The organism is Pseudomonas canadensis (assembly GCF_000503215.1).
Lineage (GTDB): Bacteria > Pseudomonadota > Gammaproteobacteria > Pseudomonadales > Pseudomonadaceae > Aquipseudomonas > Aquipseudomonas canadensis.
On the sequence record NZ_AYTD01000013.1, the window covers coordinates 908,709 to 933,440 of the forward strand.

Consider the following 24,732-nt stretch of genomic DNA (forward strand, 5'->3'; position numbering starts at 1 on the left):
TTCATCAATCCATGAAGCCCTGGAGCTTCAATTCGATGGAGCGCGGGTTCTCACCCTCGGCAATCGACAAAATACCTTCGAGCAACATCTCGCGGTAACGCGACTGGCGCAGGGCAATCGACTTGAGCTTGCTGGCCACCGGCAACAACACCAGGTTGGCACTGGCCACACCGTAGATGGTGGCAACAAACGCCACGGCAATGCCGCTGCCCAGTTGTGAAGGGTCGGCCAAGTTGCCCATCACATGGATCAGGCCCATCACCGCGCCGATGATGCCGATGGTCGGCGCGTAGCCGCCCATGCTTTCGTAGACTTTGGCGGCGTTGATGTCGCGGCTTTCCTGGGTGTAGAAATCCACTTCCAAAATGCTGCGAATCGCTTCCGGTTCGGCGCCATCTACCAGCAATTGAAGGCCTTTGCGCGCGTAGCTGTCGGGCTCGGCATCGGCCACGCCTTCCAGGCCCAGCAGGCCTTCCTTGCGGGCGGTGAGGCTCCAGTTGACCACGCGGTCGATGCCGCCAGGCAAGTCGACACGTGGCGGAAAAATGATCCAGATAAGGATCTGCATGGCGCGTTTGAAGGAGCTCATGGGCGACTGCAGCAATGCCGCGCCCACGGTGCCGCCGATCACGATCAGGGCGGCCGGGCCGTTGGCCAGGGCGCCGAGGTGACCGCCTTCGAGGTAGTTGCCGCCGATGATCGCGACAAACGCCATGATGATACCGATCAGGCTCAAAACATCCATCAGAGGCAAGCCTCCACCAGATGCTTGCCGATGTCGTCCAGACTGTAGACGGCGTCAGCCAAGTCGGCCTTGACGATGGCCATGGGCATGCCGTAGATCACGCAGCTGGCCTCGTCCTGGGCCCAGATGGCGCTGCCGCCCTGCTTGAGCAGGCGCGCGCCCTCACGGCCGTCGGCGCCCATGCCGGTGAGCACCACCGCCAGAACTTTGTCGCCGTAGGACTTGGCTGCCGAACCAAAGGTGATGTCCACGCATGGTTTGTAGTTCAGGCGCTCGTCGCCCGGCAGGATTTTGATCGCGCCACGGCCGTCCACCATCATTTGCTTGCCACCCGGCGCCAGCAACGCCAGGCCAGGACGCAGGATGTCGCCATCCTCGGCTTCCTTGACGCTGATGCGGCACAGCTTGTCCAGGCGCTCGGCGAAGGCCTTGGTGAAGGCAGCAGGCATGTGCTGGATCAACACGATCGGCGCCGGGAAGTTGGCCGGCAGTTGGGTCAACACGCGTTGCAGGGCCACCGGGCCACCCGTGGACGTGCCGATAGCCACAAGTTTGTAGGCCTTGCGCTTCGGCGCAGGCGAATGGGCAGTCGCAGGCGCAGCAGCGCGAACCGGCGCCACGGCAGGCCGTGCAACCGGCGCAGGCGCTGGACGAGCAAACGATGACGTCGGTGCAGCCGGTGCTGCAACCGGTGCAGGCGTCGGCGCTGGCGCGCTGAACAGGCTGCGACGGTTACTGCGGGAAATACTGTGCACCTTCTCGCACAGCATCTGCTTGACCTTCTCGGGGTTGCGCGAGATGTCTTCGAAATTCTTCGGCAGGAAGTCCACCGCGCCGGCGTCCAGCGCATCCAGGGTGACCCGGGCGCCTTCGTGAGTCAGCGAGGAGAACATCAACACCGGGGTCGGGCAGCGTTGCATGATGTGCCGGACCGCGGTGATGCCATCCATCATCGGCATCTCGTAGTCCATGGTGATCACGTCCGGTTTCAACGCAATGGCTTGATCAATCGCCTCTTTGCCGTTGGTGGCCGTGCCGACCACCTGGATCGTTGGATCGGCGGAAAGAATTTCCGAGACGCGGCGGCGGAAGAAACCCGAATCGTCCACCACCAGGACCTTGACTGCCATAAACACTCCGTTAGGCGGGGCGGGCACTACCGCCCTGCCCCACCAGAATCAAATACGCCGAGCGGCGTAACGCTTGAGCATGCTCGGAACATCGAGAATCAGCGCGATCCGACCGTCACCGGTGATGGTCGCACCCGACATGCCCGGGGTTCCCTGCAGCATTTTGCCCAAAGGCTTGATGACCACTTCTTCCTGGCCCACCAGTTGATCGACCACAAAACCGATGCGCTGGGTGCCCACGGAGAGAATCACCACATGGCCTTCGCGCTGCTCTTCATGCTTGGCCGATGCCACCAGCCAGCGCTTGAGGTAGAACAGGGGCAACGCCTTGTCGCGCACGATCACCACTTCCTGGCCGTCCACCACGTTGGTACGCGACAGGTCGAGGTGGAAGATCTCGTTGACGTTGACCAGCGGGAAGGCGAACGCCTGGTTGCCCAGCATCACCATCAGGGTCGGCATGATCGCCAAGGTCAAAGGCACCTTGATCACGATCTTCGAGCCCTGGCCCTTGGTCGAGTAGATGTTGATCGAGCCATTGAGCTGGCTGATCTTGGTCTTCACCACGTCCATGCCGACGCCACGGCCGGAGACGTCGGAAATCTCGGTCTTGGTCGAGAACCCCGGGGCAAAGATCAGGTTGTAGCACTCGGTGTCGGTCAGGCGGTCGGCGGCGTCCTTGTCCATCACGCCGCGTTTGACCGCGATATTGCGCAATATGGCCGGGTCCATGCCCTTGCCGTCATCAGTGATCGACAGCAGGATGTGGTCGCCTTCTTGCTCCGCCGCCAGGATCACTTTGCCGTTGCGGGATTTGCCCGAGGCTTCGCGTTCTTCAGGGGTTTCCACGCCGTGGTCGACGGCGTTGCGCACCAAGTGGACCAGCGGGTCGGCCAGGGCCTCGACGAGGTTCTTGTCGAGGTCGGTTTCTTCCCCCACCAGTTCCAGGTTGATCTCTTTCTTGAGCTGACGCGCCAAGTCGCGAACCAGGCGTGGGAAGCGGCCGAAGACTTTCTTGATCGGCTGCATCCGGGTTTTCATCACCGCGGTTTGCAGGTCGGCGGTGACCACGTCGAGGTTCGACACGGCTTTTTGCATGGCTTCATCGCCGCTGCTCAAGCCCAGGCGCACCAGACGGTTACGTACCAGCACCAGTTCGCCGACCATGTTCATGATGTCGTCCAGGCGCGCGGTATCAACCCGCACGGTGGTTTCGGCTTCACTGGCAGGCTTCTCGGCAACCGGTGCTGCGGCGGCACGCGCCGGAGCAGGAGCCGCTACAGGCGCAGGCTTGGCGGCCGGAACCGGCGCGGCGGCCTTGGCAGCAACCGGTGCAGCCGTGGCAACAGCAGCAGCGGCCGGGGCCACTTCGCTGAACTTGCCCTTGCCGTGCAACTCGTCCAGCAGCGATTCAAACTCGTGATCGGAGATCAGGCCGTCGCCGGCCGGTGCTGCACTGGCTGCACTGGCTGCGGCAGGCGCCGCAGCCGTGGCGGCGACTTCCGGCAGGGCGTCGGCCGCGAAGGTGCCCTTGCCATGCAGTTGGTCGAGCAACGCTTCGAATTCGTCGTCGGTAATGTCGGTGTTGGCATTCGCAGCAGGCGCCTCGGGCGCAGCGGCAGGTGCCACGGCGTCCGCTGCAAACTGGCCTTTGCCATGCAACTGGTCGAGCAGGGATTCGAACTCAGCGTCAGTGATGTCTTCACTGGTTGGCGCAGCGACGGGTGCCTTGGGTGCCTCAGCCTCGGCCTTCACGGCACTGAGGGAGTTGAGCAGCTGTTCGAACTCGCTGTCGGTCACATCCGGCTCAGCTTCGGCCACAGGCTCGGGAGCCGCCTCAACCACAGGCGCAGCCGAGGTGTCGGCCGGTTCCGCCAGGCGCGCCAGGGCGGCCAGCAGTTCCGGGGTGGCAGCGGTGATCGGTGCACGGTCGCGCACCTCGCTGAACATGCCGTTGACCGCATCCAGTGCTTCGAGAATCACGTCCATCAATTCCGAATCAACGTGACGCTCACCCTTGCGCAGGATGTCGAACACGTTCTCGGCGATGTGGCAGCACTCCACCAGCTCATGGAGCTGGAGGAAGCCGGCGCCCCCTTTTACAGTGTGAAAACCGCGAAAAATTGCATTGAGCAGGTTCGCATCATCCGGTCGGCTTTCCAGCTCGACCAGTTGCTCGGACAACTGCTCTAAAATTTCGCCGGCCTCTACAAGGAAATCCTGAAGGATTTCTTCATCGGCGCCGAAGCTCATGTGGGTGCTCCTTAGAAGCCTAAACTGGATAACAGGTCATCGACATCATCTTGACCCGATACAACGTCTTCACGTTTATCGGCATGAATCTGCGGACCTTCACCCTTGGCGAGATGTTTTTTTGGATCTTTTTCCGAGAGGATCGCTTCGCGGTCATGTTCAATACCGGCAAAACGGTCAACCTGGCCTGCCATAAGCACCAATTTGAGCAAGTTGCTTTCCACTTCGGTGACCAACTGGGTCACACGCTTGATCACCTGACCGGTGAGGTCCTGGTAATCCTGGGCGAGCAGAATGTCGTTGAGGTTGCTGGAAACCGTGCGGTTTTCCTGCTCGCTGCGTGACAAGAACCCTTCGACCCGACGCGCCAATTCACGAAACTCTTCTGCGCCCACTTCGCGGCGCATGAAACGACCCCAATCGTTGCTCAGGGCCTGGGCTTCATTGGCCATGCCGTTGACCAGGGGCGTGGCGTTTTCCACCAGGTCCATGGTGCGGTTGGCCGCCGCCTCAGTCAGCCTGACCACGTAGGACAGGCGTTCGGTGGCATCGGTGATCTGCGAGATTTCCTCGGCCTGGGGCATATGCGGGTCAATCTGGAAATTGACGATCGCACTGTGCAGCTCGCGTGTGAGCTTGCCCACTTCCTGGTACAGGCCGCGGTCACGGGTCTGGTTGAGCTCATGGATCAACTGCACCGCGTCGCCGAATTGGCCTTTTTCAAGGCTGTCGACCAACTGGTGAGCATGCTTTTTCAGGGTCGACTCGAAGTCTCCCTGTGACGTTTCTTTATGCTCCATAGCTCCCCCGCGATGGCATTAGCCGTGGATGCGTTCGAAGATTTTTTCGATCTTCTCTTTCAAGGCCAATGCAGTGAATGGCTTGACCACATAACCGTTGACCCCGGCTTGGGCGGCTTCGATGATCTGCTCACGCTTGGCTTCGGCGGTCACCATCAGCACAGGCAGGCTGCGCAGCTTTTCGTCAGCGCGCACGTGGCGCAGCAAGTCGATACCGGTCATGCCCGGCATGTTCCAGTCCGTTACCAGAAAGTCGATGCTCCCGCTGTTGAGGATCGGAATCGCCGTAATGCCGTCATCCGCCTCGACCGTGTTAGTGAACCCAAGGTCACGCAACAGGTTTTTTATGATCCGCCGCATCGTTGAGAAGTCATCAACGATGAGGATTTTCATGTTCTTGTCCAATTCGACCTCCAAGCAGTCTTAAACGCGCCCAGCACCTGGACGCGCCATTTCAATCAACAGGCATTACACAAAAAGGACTGCCGAGGGCACCACGGGTCGAACCCGCGAAGGCTGCTTGCCCTCGCGGTATCGTCTGCAGTGTCCCCACACTGCCTGTCAGCGCGCTCGCCACTCTCCCAAACGCCCCCGCAAGCGGGCTGCGCACTGGCTGTGCAACTGGCTGACCCGCGACTCGCTGACCCCCAGGACCTCACCGATTTCCTTGAGGTTCAGCTCTTCGTCGTAGTACAGCGCCAACACCAGTCGCTCACGCTCCGGCAAATTGGCAATCGCGTCCGCCAACGCCCCCTGGAAACGCTCATCTTCCAGGTCACGCGATGGCTCCATATGAGCGCTCGCGCCGTCCTCGTGCAGCCCTTCATGTTCGCCGTCCTGCAACAGGTCGTCGAAACTGAACAGGCGGCTGCCCAAGGTATCGTTCAAAATCCCGTAGTAATCGTCGAGACTCAATTGGAGTTCGGCCGCAACTTCGTGATCTTTAGCGTCGCGACCGGTTTTTGCTTCAATTGCGCGAATTGCATCACTGACCATGCGCGTATTGCGATGCACCGAACGCGGCGCCCAGTCACCTTTACGTACTTCATCGAGCATCGCGCCACGGATACGGATACCCGCGTACGTCTCGAAACTCGCCCCCTTGCTCGCGTCGTATTTGGTCGACACTTCGAGCAGGCCGATCATGCCCGCCTGGATCAGGTCTTCGACCTGGACGCTGGCGGGCAGGCGTGCCAGCAAGTGATAGGCAATGCGCTTGACCAGGGGCGCGTAGCGCTCGATCAACTCGCCCTGACTGTCACGGGCAGACTTCTTGTACGCGTTGTAGCCAGTCGCTGTCATAGCACGGGTCCTGCGCTCGTCTGATGCACCAATCGCTCGACGAAAAACTCCAGATGCCCCCGAGGGTTGGCAGGCAACGGCCAGGTATCGACCTTCTGGGCAATAGCCTTGAACGCCAATGCGCATTTGGAACGAGGGAACGCTTCGTAGACTGCACGCTGCTTTTGCACAGCCTTGCGCACACACTCGTCGTAGGGAACTGCGCCGACGTATTGTAAAGCGACATCGAGGAAGCGATCCGTGACCTTGGTCAACTTGGCGAACAGGTTGCGCCCTTCCTGCGGGCTCTGGGCCATGTTGGCCAGGACGCGGAAGCGGTTCATGCCGTAGTCACGGTTAAGCAGTTTGATCAGGGCATAGGCGTCGGTGATCGAGGTGGGCTCATCGCAAACCACCAGCAACACTTCCTGCGCGGCGCGCACGAAGCTGACCACGGACTCGCCGATCCCGGCGGCGGTGTCGATCACCAGCACGTCGAGGTTGTCGCCGATATCACTGAAGGCCTGGATCAGGCCGGCATGCTGCGCCGGGCTCAGGTGCACCATGCTCTGGGTGCCGGAGGCGGCTGGCACGATGCGGATGCCACCGGGGCCCTGCAGCAGCACATCGCGCAGCTCACAGCGGCCCTCGATCACATCGGCAAGGGTGTGTTTGGGTGTCAGCCCCAGCAGAACGTCCACGTTCGCCAAGCCCAGGTCAGCATCCAGCAGCATGACACGACGGCCAAGCTCTGCCAGGGCCAGGGACAAATTCACTGACACGTTAGTTTTCCCGACGCCACCTTTGCCGCCGGTCACCGCGATCACCTGTACGGGATGCATGCTGCCCATTTTATTTCTTTACCTTGTCTTGCTTAGACGCAGGCTACATGGCTTGGCCGCGTGAATCGCTTGCAGACCATCGATGTAGATACATTTCACGGTGTTCATCCTGCCTCAACCGACCCGTTTTGCCGGGCTGTGGTAGAGGTCGGCGAACATATCGGCCATCGCTTCCTCGCTAGGCTCTTCTTGCATTTGCACGCTGACTGCACGGCTGACCAACTGATGACGGCGCGGCAGATGCAGATCATCCGGGATCCGCGGCCCGTCGGTCAGGTAGGCGACCGGCAATTCATGACTGATGGCCAGGCTCAGCACCTCGCCCAGGCTCGCGGTTTCATCGAGCTTGGTGAGAATGCAACCGGCCAGGCCACAACGCTTGTAACTATGATACGCAGCGGTAAGAACCTGTTTCTGGCTGGTGGTTGCAAGCACCAGGTAATTTTTCGACTTGATGCCACGCCCCGCCAGGCTTTCCAACTGCATGCGCAATGCCGGGTCGCTGGCTTGCAGGCCGGCAGTATCGATCAATACCACGCGTTTGCGCAGCAAAGGGTCCAGGGCGTTGGCCAGGGACTGGCCCGGGTCGACATGGGTCACCGACACATTGAGGATCCGGCCCAGGGTCTTGAGCTGCTCCTGGGCACCAATACGGTAGCTGTCCATGCTCACCAGCGCGATATTCTGCGCGCCGTATTTGAGGACGTAGCGGGCAGCCAGCTTGGCCAGGGTGGTGGTCTTGCCCATGCCGGCGGGGCCGACCATGGCGATCACACCGCCTTCTTCCAGGGGTTCGATTTCCGGGGTAACGATCATCCGCGCCAGGTGGGCCAGCAACATGCGCCAGGCCTGGCGAGGCTCTTCGATTTCGGTGGTCAGCGCCAGCAGGTCGCGGGACAACGGGCCGGACAGGCCGATGCGTTGCAGGCGACGCCACAGGTTGGCTTGTTGCGGCTTGCTGCCTTGCAGCTGGTTCCACGCCAGCGAGCCCAACTGCACTTCCAGCAGTTCGCGCAGGCCGTTGAGTTCAAAGCGCATCGAATCAAACACGCGCTGGTCAACCGCAGGCGCCGGAGCAGGCGCAGCAGGACGCGGCGGTTCTTTGAAGGTGGGCTCGACCAGCGGCTCGGCAGCGGTCAGTGGCAAGCCGGCGAACAACTGGCGATTGGTGGTGGCATCGCTGTCGCCGCGCATGCTCAGTTCAGCCTGGGCCGAAACGATGCGCGAGGCGGTTTTGCGCAGCTCGTCTTCGAGTTCCATGTTCGGTACACGCGGCGCCAGCGCCGAGGGGGTGTAATCCAGGGCAGCCGTCAGCTCGACACCGCCGGCAATACGACGGTTTCCGATAATCGCGGCGTCGGCGCCCAGCTCATCACGCACCAGTTTCATGGCCTGACGCATATCGGCGGCGAAAAAACGCTTCACTTGCATAACCCACTACCCTCAGCCGTTGGGCCCTACTGTCGCGACGATAGTCACTTGCTTGTTGTCAGGAATTTCCTGATAAGCCAAAACGTGCAAATTCGGTACTGCCAAACGCCCAAACCGCGACAACATCGCCCGGACGGGGCCTGCCACCAGCAGAATCACCGGCTGGCCCTGCATTTCCTGGCGTTGTGCGGCGTCGATCAACGAACGCTGCAGTTTCTCAGCCATGCTTGGCTCCAGCAGAACGCCCTCTTCCTGGCCTTGTCCTGCCTTCTGAATACTATTGAGCAATATTTGTTCCAACCTTGGTTCCAAGGTGATCACAGGCAGCTCGGAGTCAAGCCCTACAATGCTTTGGACGATTGCACGCGACAATCCGACGCGCACCGCAGCCACCAGGGCGGCAGTATCTTGACTCTTGGCGGCATTGTTGGCGATGGCCTCGGCAATGCTGCGGATATCGCGTACTGGCACCTGTTCGGCCAACAGCGCCTGCAACACCTTGAGCAACTGCGACAGCGACAGAATGCCCGGTACCAGCTCTTCGGCGAGTTTTGGCGATGCTTTGCCCAGCAAACCCATCAATTGCTGGACTTCCTCGTGGCCGATCAGCTCGTGGGAGTGTTTGTACAGGATCTGGTTGAGGTGAGTCGCGACCACAGTGCTGGCGTCCACCACGGTGTAACCGAGGGATTGCGCCTGGCTGCGCTGGCTGATTTCGATCCAGACCGCGTCCAGGCCAAAAGCCGGATCTTTGGCGGTAATGCCGTTGAGGCTGCCGAACACCTGCCCGGGGTTGATCGCCAGTTCGCGGTCCGGGTAGATCTCGGCTTCGGCCAGGATCACGCCCATCAGGGTCAGGCGATAGGCACTCGGGGCCAGGTCGAGGTTGTCGCGGATGTGCACGGTGGGCATCAAAAAGCCCAGGTCCTGCGACAGTTTCTTGCGCACGCCCTTGATCCGCGCGAGCAATTGGCCACCCTGGTTGCGGTCCACCAGCGGGATCAAGCGGTAGCCGACTTCCAGGCCGATCATGTCGATCGGGGTTACGTCATCCCAGCCAAGCTCCTTGGTTTCCTGGGCGCGGGCCGGGGATGGCAGCAGTTCCTGCTGGCGGGCGATCTCTTGCTGGGCGATGACTTTGACCTGGTTCTGCTTTTTCCAGAACAGGTACGCGGCGCCGCCAGCCAGGGCCGCCATGCTCAGGAATGACACGTGCGGCATGCCCGGCACGATACCCATGATCGCCATGATGCCCGCCGCCACGGCCAGGGCCTTGGGCGAAGCGAACATCTGCCGGCTGATCTGCTTGCCCATGTCTTCGGAGCCCGAAGCACGGGTCACCATGATGGCCGCCGCTGTTGATAACAACAGTGATGGCAATTGCGCCACTAAACCGTCACCAATGGTCAGCAACGCGTACACCTTGCCCGCATCGCCGAAGGTCATGCCGTGCTGGAAGATACCCACGGCCATGCCGCCGATGAGGTTGATGAACAGAATGAGCAGACCGGCGATGGCGTCACCGCGCACAAATTTGCTGGCACCGTCCATGGAACCGTAGAACTCAGCCTCCTGGGCGACTTCCAGGCGACGGGATTTGGCTTGGTTCTGGTCGATCAGGCCGGCGTTGAGGTCGGCGTCGATGGCCATCTGTTTGCCGGGCATCGCGTCGAGGGTAAAACGCGCGCTCACTTCGGAGATGCGCCCGGCGCCTTTGGTGACCACCACGAAGTTGATGATCATCAGGATCGCGAACACCACGATACCGACCACGTAGTTACCGCCGATCACCACCTCACCGAAGGCCTGGATCACCTTACCGGCAGCGGCATGGCCGTCCTGGCCGTGCAGCATGACCACACGGGTCGACGCCACGTTCAGCGCCAGGCGCAGCAGGGTCGCCACCAGCAGAATGGTCGGGAATACCGCAAAATCCAACGGCCGTAGGGCGTAGACGCACACCAGCAGGACGACGACGGACAGCGCAATGTTAAAGGTAAAGAACACGTCGAGCAGGAACGGCGGCATCGGCAACATCATCATTGCCAGCATCACCAGCAACAACAACGGCACACCCAGATTGCCTCGCGAGAGGTCAGTCAGGGTGCTGCGGGCGTTGCCGAGCATTTGAGAGCGATCCACCACCGGTATTCCTCGTGTCCTTTGAAGCAAAGTTTTGACGCAATTGGGCGTCTTGCAGGCGGTATTGCAAGAAGCCTTCCAACTTTTGCTTTGGCCCTTCGATGACCTCCCAAGCGACCAAGCAAGCCCGCTCCCACATTTTGGATTTGTGTTCACCGGCCGCTACCGAGGAAATTTCCGACAAGGTTTTGGGGTTGCCCCTAGGAAAGCCGCTCTCTAGTCTCCGTACACCGCTGCAAACGCAGTGGTCGGGCGTCGCGGCCCGGTTTACTACGGAACAAAAGCACCATCTCCCTTTCAGTAAGCGGTTTTTTATCGTCTACTGTGCGGCGCTATGGCGGCTGTGCGCGGGATACCTTCGGGTATGCCGGGTTGTTCCTAGACCGGTCCGCGAACCTGCGTACAGTTGCCACCCTCCATCGCGTCGCGGCGATCAGTGGCGGCTCCACTTTTTAGGAACCTCACAATGATTAAACCCACCCCAAATCCCCCCATCAGTCTGTTTACCGTCGTAGACACTCTCAAAACCGAAGACCTGCTGGTCAACCTCACCGAAACCCTCGCCTCGGCCGACGCGCTGATGAGTGATTTTGCGTTTGAATTGGAAGGGCCAAAACGCGAAGGCGCGCTGGGTGTTGCACAGTTGATTGGGCTGGCAAAGCTGCTGGCTGACAGAGTGTTGGCGGACAGCGAGCACTTGATGGCCTGAGGGCGGATCGTTCCTGCACTACCCTGCGGGAACGATCATCAAGCTCATAGGACGCGGACGTTCTCGGCCTGAGCGCCTTTGGCCCCCTGCGTTACCTCGAACTCTACTTTTTGGTTCTCTTCAAGCGTCCTGAAACCGTCGCCCGTGATGGCCGAGAAGTGGACAAATATATCGCCCCCACCGTCTTGAGTGATAAACCCAAACCCCTTCTCCGCGTTAAACCATTTCACCGTACCTGTTGCCATTGCCGTTCTCCTGACTTACGGGATAACGCGAACGTCGGATGCATAGACCGCATCGCGCCCATGGACTCTCTTGACCTCAACCCGCAGGCCCACGGCAAGCCGAATACCTCGCGAACCGATGAAATTCACGCGCACGTCGTCTTCACCGTTTTCCAGGGCAATCAAGCCCATCCCGGATTTCTGGTCGTAATATTTGACAGCGCCTCTGACCGCCTTCAAAACCACTCTCCCTGCATCTCATCTACAGCTTTCGCGCAGTGCTTTAAGCAATGGAACCGCGAGAACGCCCCTCTGGCTACTGTCAAAGTTGACAGGTATACAGGCATTCACGACGAGTGGTAGGGAGTGAGAAATCAGGAATCGCGGCGCAAATCCGGTGGAATCGGCAGATCCTTGAGTGGATCCGGACGCTTGCCCTTGCCCGCGCGGTACTGGCGAATCTGATAGACATACGCCAACACCTGAGCCACGGCCAGGTAGAGCCCGGCGGGGATTTCCTGGTCCAGGTCGGTGGAATAGAAGATCGACCGCGCCAGTTCCGGCGATTCCAGCAGCAGGATGTCATTGGCCACGGCGATTTCGCGGATCTTCAGCGCCGTAAAGTCACTCCCCTTGGCCAACAGCATCGGCGCGCCGCCTTTCTCCGGGTCGTATTTGAGCGCCACGGCGTAGTGGGTCGGGTTGGTGATGACCACGTCGGCGTCGGGTACTGCGCCCATCATCTTGCGCTGGGACATTTCCCGTTGCAGCTGGCGAATACGCTGTTTGACCTCGGGTCGGCCTTCCTGGTCCTTGTGCTCGTCGCGCACTTCCTGCTTGGTCATCAGCAGTTTCTTGTGGCTCTCCCACAACTGGATCGGGGCATCCACGGCAGCGATGATGATCAGCCCGGCGGCCATCCACAGCGCGCTCCAGCCCACCACCTGCACGCTGTGGATGATCGCCGACTCCAGCGGTTCATGGGCGATGCGCAGCAGGTCGTCAATGTCGGACGACAACACCATCAGCGCCACAAACAGGATCAGGATGAATTTGGCCAACGCCTTGAGCAACTCCACCAAGGCCTTGGCGGAAAACATGCGCTTGAGCCCGGCAGCCGGGTTCATGCGGCTGAATTTCGGGGCCATGCTGCCGGCGGCAAACAACCAGCCACCCAGGGCGACCGGGCCGATCAGCGCAGCCAGCAGTAAAGTGATCAGGATCGGCTGCACCGCCAGGATCGCGATCTTGCCCGAGTGCAGCAGGTACTGGCCCATGGCGTCAGGGTTGAGCAGCACGTCGCGGGGCAAGGTGAAGTTGTGCTTCATCAACTCCATCAAGTCCAGCGCCAGGCCGCCGCCGTAGATCAGCAAGGCGCCGGCGCCGGCCATCATGGTTGCAACGGTGTTCAGCTCTTTGGAGCGCGCAATCTCGCCCTTTTCCCTGGAGTCCTTTTTGCGTTTCTCCGTGGGGTCTTCTGTTTTGTCCTGACCACTCTCGCTCTCGGCCATGGCTCAGCGCGCCCGTGCCAGATCACGTAAGAACTGCAAGGCGTCGGTCGCCAGCGGTTGATACTGATTGAGAATGTCGGCCAGGCCGACCCAGAAAATCCCCATGCCCAATACCAGGGTCAACGGGAAACCAATCGAGAAGATGTTCAGCTGTGGCGCCGCACGGGTCATCACACCGAACGCGATGTTGACCACCAGCAACGCGGTAATGGCCGGCAACACCAGCAACAGCGACGCGCCGAACACCCAACCCAGGCGCCCGACGATTTCCCAGAAATGATTGACCACCAGCCCCGAGCCCACCGGCAAGGTGGTGAAGCTTTCGGTCATCACTTCAAAGGCTACCAGGTGGCCGTTCATCGCCAGGAACAGCAAGGTCACCAGCATGGTCAGAAACTGCCCGATCACCGCCGCCGATACGCCGTTGGTGGGGTCGACCATGGAGGCGAAGCCCATGCCCATCTGGATCGAGATGATTTGCCCGGCCACCACAAAGGCCTGGAAAAACAGCGTGAGGGAAAAGCCCATCAGCGCGCCGATCAGGATCTGTTCGGCAATCAGCAGCAACGCGCTGAGATCGATGGCATTGACCGGTGGCATCGGCGGCAACCCTGGCACGATCACCACGGTAATCGCCACCGCAAAGTACAGGCGCACGCGACGTGGTACGAGGGTGGTGCCGAACACCGGCATGGCCATCAACATCGCCGTCACGCGGAACATCGGCAGGATGAAGGACGCCACCCACGTGCTGATCTGGGTATCGGTCAATGCCAGCAACGACTGCATCCGGTCAGCCGATCAACTGCGGAATACTGCCGTACAACTGCAGGATGTATTCCATGAAGGTCTGCACCAGCCAAGGGCCGGCCACGATCAGGGTGACCAGCATCACCAGCAAGCGCGGCAAAAAGCTCAAGGTTTGTTCGTTGATCTGGGTCGCGGCCTGGAACATCGCCACCAGCAGGCCCACCAACAGGCTCGGCACGACCAGCACGGCGACCATCACGGTGGTCAGCCACAGCGCTTCACGGAACAGGTCGACAGCTACTTCTGGCGTCATTGCGCTATACCCCGCCGAAACTGCCGGCCAACGTGCCGATAATCAGCGCCCAGCCGTCGACCAGCACAAACAGCATGATCTTGAACGGCAACGAGATGATCAACGGCGACAGCATCATCATACCCATGGCCATCAGCACGCTCGCCACCACCAGGTCGATGATCAGGAACGGAATGAAGATCATGAAGCCGATCTGGAACGCGGTTTTCAATTCGGAGGTGACGAACGCCGGCACCAGGATGGTCAGCGGTGCCTGGTCCGGGGTGGCGATGTCGGTACGCTTGGACAGACGCATAAACAGCTCAAGGTCGCTGGAGCGGGTCTGCGACAGCATGAAATCCTTGATCGGGCCCTGGGCCTTGTCGATCGCATCCTGGGCGGTCATTTTCTCCGCCAGGTAGGGTTGCAGCGCTTGCTGGTTCACCTTGTCGAACACCGGCGCCATGATGAACAGCGTCAGGAACAAGGCCATGCCGGTGAGGATCTGGTTCGACGGCGTCTGCTGCAGGCCCAGGGCCTGGCGCAGGATCGAGAACACAATGATGATCCGCGTGAAGCTGGTCATCAGCATGACGAACGCCGGGATAAAGCTCAGCGCGGTCATGATCAGCAGGATCTGCAGGCTGACCGAATACTCCTGCGCGCCGGCCGCGTTGGTGCCCAACGTGATCGCCGGGATCGACAACGGGTCGGCGCCAAACGCCAGTGGCGCGGCCAGCAACAGCATGAGCGTCAATAAAACGCGCATTACTTCTTATCCTTCTGATCCTTGCCCAGCAACTCCATCAGGCGCTGGGCGAATTCTGGCGTGGCGGACTGGCTCTGGTCCACGCTCACCGGGGTCTTGAGCACATGCAGCGGAGTGATGCGACCGGGCGTGATGCCCAGCAGGATCTGCTCCTCGCCCACTTGCACCAGCACCAGCCGATCACGCGGGCCGAGGGCGCGGGAACCGATCATCTCGATCACCTGGCCATTGCCCGGCCCCACGCGCTGCACCCGGCGCAGCAGCCAGGCCAGTGCGAAGATCAAACCCACCACCAGCAACAAGCCCAGCACCAGCTGGGTCAATTGCCCGCCAATGCCGCTGCTCACCACTGGTGCAGCGGCAGCGGTGGCTTGCGCGGCCGGCTCAGCCGCGAGGGCGCTCAATGGCAGCGCCAGAAACAGTCCCGCCATCGAATACTTCATCTCAGCGCAACTTCTTGATGCGTTCGCTCGGGCTGATCACGTCGGTCAGGCGGATGCCGAACTTCTCGTTGACCACCACCACTTCGCCGTGGGCAATCAGGGTGCCGTTGACCAGCACGTCCAGCGGCTCACCGGCCAGGCGGTCCAGCTCGATCACCGAACCCTGGTTGAGTTGCAGCAGGTTGCGGATGTTGATTTCGGTGCTGCCGACTTCCATGGAGATCGACACGGGAATGTCGAGGATCACATCCAGGTTCGGGCCGTCGAGGGTCACCGGGTCGTTGTTCTTCGGCACGCTGCCGAATTCCTCCATCGGCAGACGGTTGCCGGCCGGAGAGGTGGCGGCGTCAGCGGCCAGCAGCGCATCGATGTCATCCTGGCCAACATCGCCGGTTTCTTCCAGGGCAGCCGCCCATTCGTCAGCCAGGGCCTGGTCTTCGGCGGAAGTGTTTTCGTGTTCGGTAGCCATTACATGTCCTCGGCGAAGCAAAAATGAGTGTTGATCAGCGACGATTGATCGGTTCGACCACTTGAAGAGCCAAGTTGCCCTTGTGGGAACCGAGCTTGACCTTGAATGACGGCACACCATTGGCGCGCATGATCATTTCGTCGGGCAATTCGACGGGGATGATGTCCCCTGGCTGCATGTGCAAAATATCGCGCAGGCGCAACTGGCGACGGGCCACCGTGGCGCTCAGGGGTACGTCGACGTCCAGCAGGTCTTCGCGCAGGGCCTTGACCCAGCGCTCGTCCTGATCGTCCAGGTCGGACTGGAAACCGGCGTCGAGCATCTCGCGCACCGGCTCGATCATCGAGTACGGCATGGTCACGTGCAGGTCGCCGCCACCGCCATCGAGTTCGATGTGGAAGGTGGACACCACAATGGCTTCGCTGGGGCCGACGATGTTGGCCATGGCCGGGTTCACTTCCGAGTTGATGTACTCGAAATTGACTTCCATGATCGCCTGCCAGGCTTCCTTCAAGTCGATGAAGGCCTGCTCCAGCACCATGCGCACTACCCGCAATTCGGTCGGGGTGAACTCACGGCCCTCGATCTTGGCGTGACGGCCGTCGCCGCCGAAGAAGTTGTCCACCAGTTTGAACACCAGCTTGGCATCCAGGATGAACAGCGCGGTACCGCGCAACGGCTTGATCTTGACCAGGTTGAGGCTGGTCGGCACGTACAACGAGTGCACGTATTCACCGAACTTCATCACCTGCACGCCGCCCACCGCCACATCCGCCGAGCGGCGCAGCATATTGAACATGCTGATGCGGGTATAACGGGCGAAACGTTCGTTGATCATCTCCAGCGTCGGCATGCGTCCACGGACGATGCGATCCTGGCTGGTGAGGTCATAACTTTTGACGCTGCCGGGCTCGGCAGCCATTTCGGTCTGTACCAGACCATCGTCGACGCCATGCAGCAGCGCATCGATCTCATCCTGGGACAGCAGGTCTTGCACGGCCATGTCGTGATCCTACTGCAATACGAAGTTAGTGAAGAGCGCCTGCTCGACCACGACTTTGCCGAGTTCCTTCTGGGCCACTTCCTGCACGCTGGCTGTGACCTTCTGGCGCAGCATTTCCTGGCCCACCGGGGTGGCAAGTGTGTCGAAGCTCTGGCTGGAGAACAGCATCACCAAGTTGTTGCGGATCACCGGCATATGCACCTTGAGGGCGTCCAGGTCCGAAGCATTGCGCGCCAGCAAGGTGATGCTCACCTGCAGGTAGCGTTGGCGGCCATTCTGATTGAAGTTGGCGACAAAGGCCGGAAGCATCGGCTCGAAGATTGCCGGTTGCTTGACGTTACTGGCGGTTTCGGCGGCGGGTGCCGGCTTGCTGGCACTGCTGTGCATGATGTACCAGGTGCCGCCGACCGAGGCGCCGATGGCCAGGAGCAGGCCCACGACTATCAACAGGATAAGCTTGAGCTTACCTTTGCCTGCGGGTGCTTTTGCTGCGTCGTCGCTCTTCGCCATGCCAATAATCCGTCACTATTCGGGGATTCATAGATCTACGGAAAGGCAAGAGCAAGTGTTATGCCAGAGTTGTCTGGCACATCCCTGTAGGAGCGAGCTAGGCGTAGTAGTCGACCGCGCTTGAACCGATCACGGTTGAGGTGACTGGCGCCACGGCCTCAGCCACATCAATGTGGTTACCACTGTCGCCGTTATCACCACCGCGCCCGCCGCTGCCGCTCACGCCACGGGTCTGGGCCTGTTGCTGCTGTTGCTCCTGGCCACGGGACTGGTCGGACACGTTCACATCCACCTGCCCCATGCCCTGCTGGGCGAACATCTCCCGCAAGCGGCCGGACTGGCTTTCCAAGGCTTCACGTACCACCGGGTGGGCGCTCATGAAGTTGACCTGGGCTTGCTGGTCGGCGGTCATGTTGACCTTGATATCCAGGCGACCGAGTTCAGCCGGCTGCAACTGGATCTCCGCTGACTTGAGGTTGGCGCTGGAGAGGTACATCACGCGGTTGACGATTTCATCGGTCCAGCCGCTCTGGTGCATGGCCAACGGCGCATTGGTTACCGGCGGCAAGGCGTTGGCGGTTTTCGGCGTGGCGGCCTGGGTCAATGCAGCCAGGCGGTTGGCGAAGTCGTCGACACGAGTGTCGCTGCTGGCGTTTTTCAGGTCCTTGAGGCCGTCCTCGATCAACCCGCCGAAGGCCTTGTCACCGCCCGTGTCAGTGCTGTCCTTGGTGGCTTGCTGGTCGACCATATTGGCCAGGCCGGCGGCAAAGTTCTGTGCGGCGGTGGGTTGATCCTGAGTTGGCGCCGGGGCGGTTTTGGCCTGGGCCTGACTGCTGGCCGAGACATGACCGCCCTGCTCCATCGCCAGGCGCACGGCTGGCATGGCGTCCAATGGGTCGGCTTCCGGATCAAAGACCGGCTTGGCTTCCTCGGTGGCCGCGACGGGTGCCGCGACTACCGGCTGGGTCTTGTCATCCTTGGCTGTGGTGACAGGCGCCGGGGTTTCCACCGGCACTGGCACGGCGACTGGAGTGACGGTGGCAATCAGAGCCGGATCGACCACCGGGTCAGCTGGAGGCTGCTGTACCAGGGTCGGGTCGGTTGACGCTTCGTCATCCTTGCTGGCGCTGTCGTCAGTCTTGGCCGGCGGGGTGGCAGGCAAGGGTTTGCCGCTATCGGCAACGGCTGGCGTGCTGGCGGCAGGTTTGTCGCTGCTTGCCGCTGGCTTGGCACTGGCGTCGGAGGACTTGCCGGCGGTGGGCTTGGGCGAATTGTCGTCGGCCTTGGTCGTGGGTTTGGAAGCCTGGTTGGCGAACACTTGAGCGAAGCCAGGGCCCTTGTCCCGTGGGTCCGCAGCCGCTGCCGGTGGGTTGGCGGCGGGCGCTTGAGGCTTGGCCGCGGGGGCAGCCTGAAGGAGCGAATTCGGGGCGACTGGCATAGGTAAAGGTCTCCACTGCATGGGGGTCGGGGATGCAGTATTGGGAGGTAGAGCAAGAGTTGGGCCAGGTTTGGGGTCGGTTGGTTTTATTGAGTACATATCCGTTTTTTAGGTAACGGCTGATATTGGTTCCGCCCTTACGGCGGGTCACTTTTGAAAAGAGCCCAAAAGTAACCAAAAGGCTCTTGCCCCAACACTCGGTACCTCGCCTAGGCTCGGTATGCCCGTAATCCGACAGTGATTCGGGGGGCCGCCGCCCCGCGCCATCCATGGCGCGGGGCGGCTAAACCGGCATCCCTGCCGGTTTACCCCCCAAATCCCTGTCGAATTCCGGCCAGCGTGTTTGACGGGGCGCCTAAGATCAAGATCAAAAGCAAGAGCACAGCGGCCTGACAGCCGGCTTGAGTGGTGTGAAGCAAAGGCAAAGGCAAACGCGGTTCATTGTAGGAGCTGGCTTGCCGGCGATGGTCGTTAACGATGACGTGGGGTGTCTGGATGAACGCGGCGTTCTCACGTTTTTCGCCGGCAAGCCGGCTCCTACAGGGACCGCGTATCCACGATGCGAAGCGAGTCGCTCTTGATCTTGATCTGAGGCGCCCCGTCAAACACGCTGGCCGAACGCAGGCTTTGGAGCGTGGGTAACCCGGCAGGACGCCGGGTTAGCCGCGCTGGGCCAAGGATGGCCCATCGCGGCGGCCCACGCTCCAAAGCCGGAGTGAGGGCACACCGAGCCTAAGCGAGGTGCCGAGTGTTGGGGCAAGAGCGTTTTGCTTACTTTTGCGCTGTTCAAAAGTGAGCCGCCGTAAGGGCGGAACCAATACCAGCCGTTACCGCAGCAACGGATATGTACTCATTCAAATCTGAAACCGCTGCCGCTCCGTCTCATACAACGGCTTCACCAACGCAAACTCATGATCAATCTGATCCACCAACGCCCCCAAATCTGCATTGGACTCAACAGACTCCACCTCCAACCGCTGACACAACTGCGCCAACCTCACCGCCCCAAGGTTCCCACTACTCCCCTTGAAACTATGCGCAATCCGCCCCAACGCCTTCGCATCATCCCTAGCCTTGCGCAGCGCCTCGACACGTTTCTGGGAATCATCAAGAAAGGTATCAAGCAACTTCGGATACTCGCCTTCCATGACTTCCTGCAACCCCGACAACACCGCCGGGTCCAGATGTAGATCAACCACTTGCTCGCTCCTTGATCAAGAATCGGCGGATTATGCCAGAGCCTCCCAGCAAAACTCCACGCAGACACTACGCCCACCATCCGACCAGCCTACATCGCTGCTCAATTGCCGCACCAGGCTCAAACCCCGGCCAGACAGACGGTCCATATCCAGCGGCCGCGCCAGCACCTGCTCCACATCAAACCCCAGACCGCTATCCTCAATGCGCAGGGTTATCTTCCCACCCGCCCCAACCGGCACCACCTGCACATGCACCCGTATATACCCACTGTTCAGTTGCGCCAGGCGGTCATTACGCTGACGGTAATACTCGGCAAACCCTTGAGCATCACACTTGAGACGCGAATCCAGCCCCAGCACCCCATGTTCCAGCGCATTCGAATACAGCTCCGCCATCACACTGTAGAGCGCCCCGCTCTGCTCGCGCAGGCCATGGATCTCCAACAACAGTTGCAGCAGATAGGGCAACGGGTTGTAACGCTTCAAGGTTTCAGCGCGAAACTCGAAACTCACCGACCAATCCAACGGACACGATTGCCCGCTGTCCGCATACAACGGCCCCGAGGCACGCAGTTGCTGGCCAGGCTGCAGGGTGATTTCCACCATGCTCACGTCATCGCGCACTTCACCGCGAAACGCCGCCAGTGCCTGTTCGATATCTTCAAATAAACGATCAGGCTCGCGATTGGCAGCAAACACCTGCTGTAAACGTTCGGCGCCGAACAATTGGTCGTTGGCATCTGCGGTATCCAGCACCCCATCGGACAACAGGAACACCCGATCACCCAGGGCCATCGGCCAGACTTCAGTGCGATCATCAAAGGCCTCAGCCGACAGCACCCCCAACGGCAAATGCCGCGATTCCAGCGGCGTGCGTTTGCCGGTGGCAATTTCATGCACGTAGCCTTCGGGCATGCCGCCGCTCCACACCTCCACCACCCGCCGCTGCGTGCTCAGGCACAACAGGGTGGCGCAGCAGAACATGTCCACCGGCAGGATGCGTTTGAGCTTGGCGTTCATCTCGCGCAGGGTTTGTGCCAGGCCGTAACCCTTGGCGGTCATGCCGTAGAAGACTTCCGCCAGGGGCATGGCCCCCACCGCCGCCGGCAGGCCATGACCAGTGAAGTCGCCGAGCAGCACGTGCATGTCGCCGGACGGCGTATAGGCCGCCAGCAGCAGGTCGCCGTTGAACAGCGCATAGGGCGATTGCAGGTAGCGGATATTCGGCGCGGCATTGATGCAGCCCGAATGCGCGACCTTATCGAACACCGCCTTGGCCACCCGCTGCTCATGCAGGAGGTAGTCGTGATGCTTGGCGATCAGGTCGCGCTGTTGCAGGACCGTGGCCTGCAACCGGCGCAGGCGGTCCATGGCGTTGATTTTCGCCGCGAGAATCAACTGGTTGTAGGGTTTTGGCAGGAAGTCATCGCCGCCGGCATCCAGGCACTGGGCCAGCGCTTCGCTCTCGCGCAGGGAAGTGAGGAAAATCAGCGGCACCAGCTCTTCGCCCGCCAACTGCTTGATTCGCCGTGCTGCCTCAAAGCCGTCCATCACCGGCATCAGCGCATCCATCAACACCAGTTGCGGGCGCTCGCGGGTAAACACCTCGACCGCTTCAGCGCCATTGGTGGCCGTAAGTACCTGGTGACCCTGGCGCCGCACGATGGTCGACAGCAACAGCAAATCGGCGGCGCTGTCTTCGGCGATCAGGATCGTCAGCGGTTCGAGGACCGGGGCCAGGGCGCTCAACTGATGTCGAACAGTTTGTCGAAGTTGGAGATGGCGAGGATCTTGCGCACGTCGGAGTTGCTGTTGATTACCTGGACTTCAGCATTATCGCCACCGGCATGGTCACGCAACAGCAGGAGCATGCCCAGGGCGGAGCTGTCCATGTAGGTGGCCTCCTTCAAGTCGACGACGTACAACTCGGGCACTTTGTAGAAACGCTCGTAGGCATCGCGAAACGCCTGATGGCTGCCGAAATCAAACCGGCCCTTGACCGCGATCATCAACTTCTTCCCATCCAGGGATACTTCTGACTCGACTGACATGCGACTGCTTCCTTGTCATTGGCAATGACACAAGGTTTAGCAGGCGAACCCGATCTGAGCAACACCACAAATCAACTGTAGGAGCGGGCTTGCTCGCGAATACGGCGTGTCAGTTGATATATTTGTGACTGACCCACCGCATTCGCGAGCAAGCCCGCTCCCACATTTAGAACTGGGACTGGCGTGGAAGGCGCTGGGACAGTTCGTCGAGCAGCTTTTGCTCGCGCTTGTCTTCAAGCGCGCGTGCTTCGTCGATATAACGCTGCACCAATTTGCGCAAACCTTCGACCCGGGCAAACGCTGCTTGCCAGCTCTCGCGGGCTTTATCGAGGTTGTTCTGGTGCCAGGCCAGGCTCTGGCGCTGCTGGCCGACGGCCGTTTCCAACTGATTGAGAAAGCCCTGGTAGCCCATCAACCACTGGCCCGAGACGCCTTTGCTGCCCCGCTCGATCCACTGCTGCTGGTACTCGCCGCGAAAACGCTCCAAGTCGCCCAGCTTGCTCTCCGCCAAACGGACTTGCCCCTGGAAATAACCCAGGCGCTGCACGGCGGTTTTCTCGGCCTTTTCGGCCATGTCCACCACCGGAGCCAGGCGTGCGGCGCGGCTGTTGGCCATGGCTTAACCGCCCGGCGCCGGGGCGAAGATCGATTGCAGGTGCGCTTCGCTTTCGCCCATGCTGATCTTGTCGTTGAGGCCCTGGCGCAGGTAGGTCACCAACTGCGGTTGCAGGGCGATGGCCAGGTCGGTGTCGCGATCGCCGCCAGCCACGTAGGCGCCGACGCTGATCAGGTCGCGGCTCTGTTGATAGCGCGACCACAATTGCTTGAATTGTTGCGCGCGGATCATGTGTTCCGGCGTCACCACTGCCGGCATCACCCGGCTGATGGACGTTTCGATATCGATAGCCGGGTAATGCCCCTCTTCGGCCAGACGCCGCGACAGCACGATGTGACCGTCAAGTACACCCCGCGCCGAGTCGGCAATCGGGTCCTGCTGGTCATCGCCTTCGGACAGCACGGTATAGAACGCGGTGATCGAGCCACCACCGGCTTCGGCGTTACCGGCACGCTCCACCAGCTTGGGCAACTTGGCGAACACTGACGGCGGATAGCCTTTGGTGGCCGGCGGTTCGCCGATGGCCAGGGCGATTTCCCGCTGGGCCTGGGCGAAACGCGTGAGCGAGTCCATCAGCAACAGGACGTTCTTGCCCTTGTCACGGAAATATTCGGCGATGCGCGTGCAGTACATGGCGGCGCGCAGGCGCATCAGCGGTGCATCGTCCGCCGGGGACGCGACGACGACCGAGCGCTTGAGGCCTTCTTCACCGAGGCTGTGCTCGATGAATTCCTTCACCTCGCGGCCCCGTTCGCCGATCAGCCCGACCACGATGATGTCAGCCTCGGTAAAGCGCGTCATCATACCGAGAAGCACCGACTTACCCACGCCGGTACCGGCAAACAGGCCCAGACGCTGGCCACGGCCGACCGTCAATAATCCGTTGATGCTGCGAATGCCCACGTCCAGCGGCACGCTGATGGGGTTACGGTTGAGCGGGTTGATGGTGGGGCCGTCCATCGGCACCCAATCTTCAGCCTTCATGCCGCCCTTGCCATCCAGCGCGCGGCCGGCGCCGTCGAGTACGCGGCCGAGCATGCTCATGCCCATCGGCAGGCGGCCGGTGTCGGCCAAGGGCACCACACGGGCGCCGGGGGCAATGCCCGCCAGGCTGCCCACGGGCATCAGGAAAATCTTGTTGCCCGAAAACCCCATCACTTCGGCTTCGACCTGCACCGGGTGGTAGCTGTCGTCGTTGATCACCATGCAGCGGCTGCCCATGGCGGCGCGCAGGCCTTCGGCTTCGAGGGTCAGGCCGACCATGCGCAGCAGGCGACCTTCAAGGATCGGCTGGCCAGGCAACTCGGCGGCGTCGGTATAACCGCTCAAGCGCTTGGCGAAGCTGGTGCGATCAAGGCGCATCGGGGGCGTCCAGGTCCAGGCTGAGGTCCGGCTCGGCAGGGTTCAGCACCTGCTCGTGGGCCTGGTCCAGCAGCTTGGCCATGATCTGGCTGATGCGGGTCTCCACCGTGGCATCGATGCGGCTGTGTTCGGTCTCGACGCGGCAACCACCGGGCTGCAGCGAAGCGTCCTCGACGATCCGCCAGGTTTCTTCATGGCGCTCGCGCAGGGCTTTGACCTGTTCGAAATCCTGAGGATTGATGTACAGCCGTACATTGCCGACACCCAGGGGCAGCAGCTTGAGGGCTTCGCGCATCACGCTTTCGATATGGCTGGAGTCCAGCACCAATTCGCGCTGGATCACTTGGCGAGCGATGTGCTGCACCAGCTCGACCATGGCTTTTTCGATTTGCGCATCCTGCTCGGCGATGGGGTCGAACAGCCCGCCCATCAAGCGTTCCAGGCTGGCCAGTCTGACGCTCAGCGCCTCCTCGGCTTCCTGGCGGACCTTGAGGGTGGTGCTGCGAAAACCATCTTTTTCACCCGCCGCGAAGCCCTCGTTGTAGGCCTCCTGGCGGATAGCTTCCAATTCTTCCAAGGTCAGTGGCTGGACTTCCTCCAGCGGCACTTCTTCCATCTCCGCCGGCGGCTCGATTACTGGCTCCGGTTCAGGCTCCGGCACATGCGGGTCGAAGCTGGGCAACGACCAGATGTCGAACCCACCGACGTCCCGCGCGCGAATCAGATCGCTGGGCGCCTCATCTTTGTTCGACATGAAAGGCG

At 60.9% G+C, this 24,732-nt stretch carries 27 protein-coding genes; 1 reads left to right on the top strand and 26 read right to left on the bottom strand.

Features of this window, described 5'->3' with window-relative positions:
- Nucleotides 1–4: 4 nt before the first annotated feature.
- The 9 genes from U367_RS0113030 to flhA all read right to left on the bottom strand — a co-directional run bounded on the left by U367_RS0113030 (nt 5) and on the right by flhA (nt 10,609).
- Nucleotides 5–745 carry a flagellar motor protein gene (locus U367_RS0113030; RefSeq protein ID WP_016976609.1) on the bottom strand — a complete coding sequence of 247 codons (741 nt, stop codon included), beginning with the start codon at nt 743–745 and terminating at the stop codon, nt 5–7.
- On the bottom strand, nt 745–1,875 hold the full coding sequence (locus U367_RS0113035; protein ID WP_028617312.1) for a protein-glutamate methylesterase/protein-glutamine glutaminase: 1,131 nt from the start codon (nt 1,873–1,875) through the stop codon (nt 745–747). The genes U367_RS0113030 and U367_RS0113035 overlap by 1 nt, the downstream gene beginning before the upstream one ends.
- 48 nt (nt 1,876–1,923) lie before the next feature.
- Nucleotides 1,924–4,128 (bottom strand): chemotaxis protein CheA, encoded by a 2,205-nt coding sequence (locus U367_RS0113040; protein ID WP_028617313.1) that lies wholly within the window; start codon nt 4,126–4,128, stop codon nt 1,924–1,926.
- An 11-nt stretch (nt 4,129–4,139) separates the two neighbouring features.
- Nucleotides 4,140–4,928, bottom strand: a complete 789-nt coding sequence (locus U367_RS0113045) for a protein phosphatase CheZ (RefSeq protein ID WP_028617314.1) — start codon at nt 4,926–4,928, stop codon at nt 4,140–4,142.
- An 18-nt stretch (nt 4,929–4,946) separates the two neighbouring features.
- Complete coding sequence (locus tag U367_RS0113050) at nt 4,947–5,321, bottom strand: chemotaxis response regulator CheY (RefSeq protein WP_015885173.1); 375 nt, start codon at nt 5,319–5,321, stop codon at nt 4,947–4,949.
- Between the two features lie 168 nt (nt 5,322–5,489).
- Nucleotides 5,490–6,230 carry an RNA polymerase sigma factor FliA gene (gene fliA / locus U367_RS0113055; protein WP_016976604.1) on the bottom strand — a complete coding sequence of 247 codons (741 nt, stop codon included), beginning with the start codon at nt 6,228–6,230 and terminating at the stop codon, nt 5,490–5,492.
- Entirely contained in the window at nt 6,227–7,060 is an 834-nt protein-coding gene (gene fleN, locus U367_RS0113060) for a flagellar synthesis regulator FleN (RefSeq protein WP_003192912.1), read from the bottom strand. Before fleN ends, fliA begins: the two co-directional genes overlap by 4 nt.
- 105 nt (nt 7,061–7,165) lie before the next feature.
- Nucleotides 7,166–8,482: a flagellar biosynthesis protein FlhF gene (gene flhF, locus U367_RS0113065; RefSeq protein ID WP_028617315.1), complete on the bottom strand. Its 1,317-nt coding sequence runs from the start codon at nt 8,480–8,482 to the stop codon at nt 7,166–7,168.
- A 12-nt stretch (nt 8,483–8,494) separates the two neighbouring features.
- On the bottom strand, nt 8,495–10,609 hold the full coding sequence (gene flhA / locus U367_RS0113070) for a flagellar biosynthesis protein FlhA (RefSeq protein ID WP_218168778.1): 2,115 nt from the start codon (nt 10,607–10,609) through the stop codon (nt 8,495–8,497).
- Between the two features lie 481 nt (nt 10,610–11,090).
- Here flhA and U367_RS0113075 point away from each other — a divergent pair, with 481 nt between their 5' ends.
- Nucleotides 11,091–11,333 carry a DUF6124 family protein gene (locus tag U367_RS0113075; RefSeq protein WP_032864218.1) on the top strand — a complete coding sequence of 81 codons (243 nt, stop codon included), beginning with the start codon at nt 11,091–11,093 and terminating at the stop codon, nt 11,331–11,333.
- Nucleotides 11,334–11,377: 44 nt separating this feature from the next.
- On the opposite strand, the gene U367_RS0113080 is transcribed toward U367_RS0113075, so the two are convergent.
- From U367_RS0113080 to fliH, 17 genes are all read right to left on the bottom strand, one after another.
- Nucleotides 11,378–11,578: a cold-shock protein gene (locus U367_RS0113080; RefSeq protein ID WP_028617317.1), complete on the bottom strand. Its 201-nt coding sequence runs from the start codon at nt 11,576–11,578 to the stop codon at nt 11,378–11,380.
- Between the two features lie 15 nt (nt 11,579–11,593).
- Nucleotides 11,594–11,803: a S1 domain-containing protein gene (locus U367_RS0113085; protein WP_016976562.1), complete on the bottom strand. Its 210-nt coding sequence runs from the start codon at nt 11,801–11,803 to the stop codon at nt 11,594–11,596.
- 128 nt (nt 11,804–11,931) lie between these two features.
- On the bottom strand, nt 11,932–13,068 hold the full coding sequence (gene flhB, locus U367_RS0113090; RefSeq protein ID WP_028617318.1) for a flagellar biosynthesis protein FlhB: 1,137 nt from the start codon (nt 13,066–13,068) through the stop codon (nt 11,932–11,934).
- A 3-nt stretch (nt 13,069–13,071) separates the two neighbouring features.
- Nucleotides 13,072–13,857 carry a flagellar biosynthetic protein FliR gene (fliR, locus tag U367_RS0113095; RefSeq protein ID WP_028617319.1) on the bottom strand — a complete coding sequence of 262 codons (786 nt, stop codon included), beginning with the start codon at nt 13,855–13,857 and terminating at the stop codon, nt 13,072–13,074.
- A 4-nt stretch (nt 13,858–13,861) separates the two neighbouring features.
- Nucleotides 13,862–14,131, bottom strand: coding sequence for a flagellar biosynthesis protein FliQ (fliQ, locus tag U367_RS0113100; RefSeq protein ID WP_010208761.1), 270 nt, complete (start codon nt 14,129–14,131; stop codon nt 13,862–13,864).
- Nucleotides 14,132–14,135: 4 nt separating this feature from the next.
- On the bottom strand, nt 14,136–14,879 hold the full coding sequence (gene fliP, locus U367_RS0113105) for a flagellar type III secretion system pore protein FliP (RefSeq protein WP_016976565.1): 744 nt from the start codon (nt 14,877–14,879) through the stop codon (nt 14,136–14,138).
- Nucleotides 14,879–15,322 (bottom strand): flagellar biosynthetic protein FliO, encoded by a 444-nt coding sequence (gene fliO, locus U367_RS0113110; protein WP_016976566.1) that lies wholly within the window; start codon nt 15,320–15,322, stop codon nt 14,879–14,881. The genes fliP and fliO overlap by 1 nt, the downstream gene beginning before the upstream one ends.
- A 1-nt stretch (nt 15,323) precedes the next feature.
- Nucleotides 15,324–15,791, bottom strand: coding sequence for a flagellar motor switch protein FliN (gene fliN / locus U367_RS0113115; protein ID WP_016976567.1), 468 nt, complete (start codon nt 15,789–15,791; stop codon nt 15,324–15,326).
- 34 nt (nt 15,792–15,825) lie between these two features.
- Nucleotides 15,826–16,794, bottom strand: a complete 969-nt coding sequence (fliM, locus tag U367_RS0113120) for a flagellar motor switch protein FliM (RefSeq protein WP_027603859.1) — start codon at nt 16,792–16,794, stop codon at nt 15,826–15,828.
- Between the two features lie 9 nt (nt 16,795–16,803).
- Entirely contained in the window at nt 16,804–17,304 is a 501-nt protein-coding gene (fliL, locus tag U367_RS0113125) for a flagellar basal body-associated protein FliL (RefSeq protein ID WP_028617320.1), read from the bottom strand.
- A gap of 97 nt (nt 17,305–17,401) precedes the next feature.
- The gene (locus U367_RS0113130) at nt 17,402–18,742 is read right to left on the bottom strand and encodes a flagellar hook-length control protein FliK (RefSeq protein ID WP_028617321.1); all 1,341 of its coding nucleotides are present in this window, start codon (nt 18,740–18,742) and stop codon (nt 17,402–17,404) included.
- Nucleotides 18,743–19,596: 854 nt separating this feature from the next.
- Nucleotides 19,597–19,941, bottom strand: coding sequence for an Hpt domain-containing protein (locus U367_RS0113135; protein ID WP_028617322.1), 345 nt, complete (start codon nt 19,939–19,941; stop codon nt 19,597–19,599).
- Nucleotides 19,942–19,971: 30 nt separating this feature from the next.
- Complete coding sequence (locus tag U367_RS0113140) at nt 19,972–21,690, bottom strand: ATP-binding SpoIIE family protein phosphatase (RefSeq protein WP_028617323.1); 1,719 nt, start codon at nt 21,688–21,690, stop codon at nt 19,972–19,974.
- The gene (locus tag U367_RS0113145; RefSeq protein WP_028617324.1) at nt 21,687–21,992 is read right to left on the bottom strand and encodes an STAS domain-containing protein; all 306 of its coding nucleotides are present in this window, start codon (nt 21,990–21,992) and stop codon (nt 21,687–21,689) included. Before U367_RS0113145 ends, U367_RS0113140 begins: the two co-directional genes overlap by 4 nt.
- Nucleotides 21,993–22,158: 166 nt before the next feature.
- The gene (gene fliJ / locus U367_RS0113150) at nt 22,159–22,608 is read right to left on the bottom strand and encodes a flagellar export protein FliJ (RefSeq protein WP_028617325.1); all 450 of its coding nucleotides are present in this window, start codon (nt 22,606–22,608) and stop codon (nt 22,159–22,161) included.
- 3 nt (nt 22,609–22,611) lie between these two features.
- Nucleotides 22,612–23,970: a flagellar protein export ATPase FliI gene (gene fliI, locus U367_RS0113155; protein ID WP_028617326.1), complete on the bottom strand. Its 1,359-nt coding sequence runs from the start codon at nt 23,968–23,970 to the stop codon at nt 22,612–22,614.
- Complete coding sequence (gene fliH / locus U367_RS0113160) at nt 23,960–24,724, bottom strand: flagellar assembly protein FliH (RefSeq protein WP_028617327.1); 765 nt, start codon at nt 24,722–24,724, stop codon at nt 23,960–23,962. Before fliH ends, fliI begins: the two co-directional genes overlap by 11 nt.
- Between the last annotated feature and the right edge of the window lie 8 nt (nt 24,725–24,732).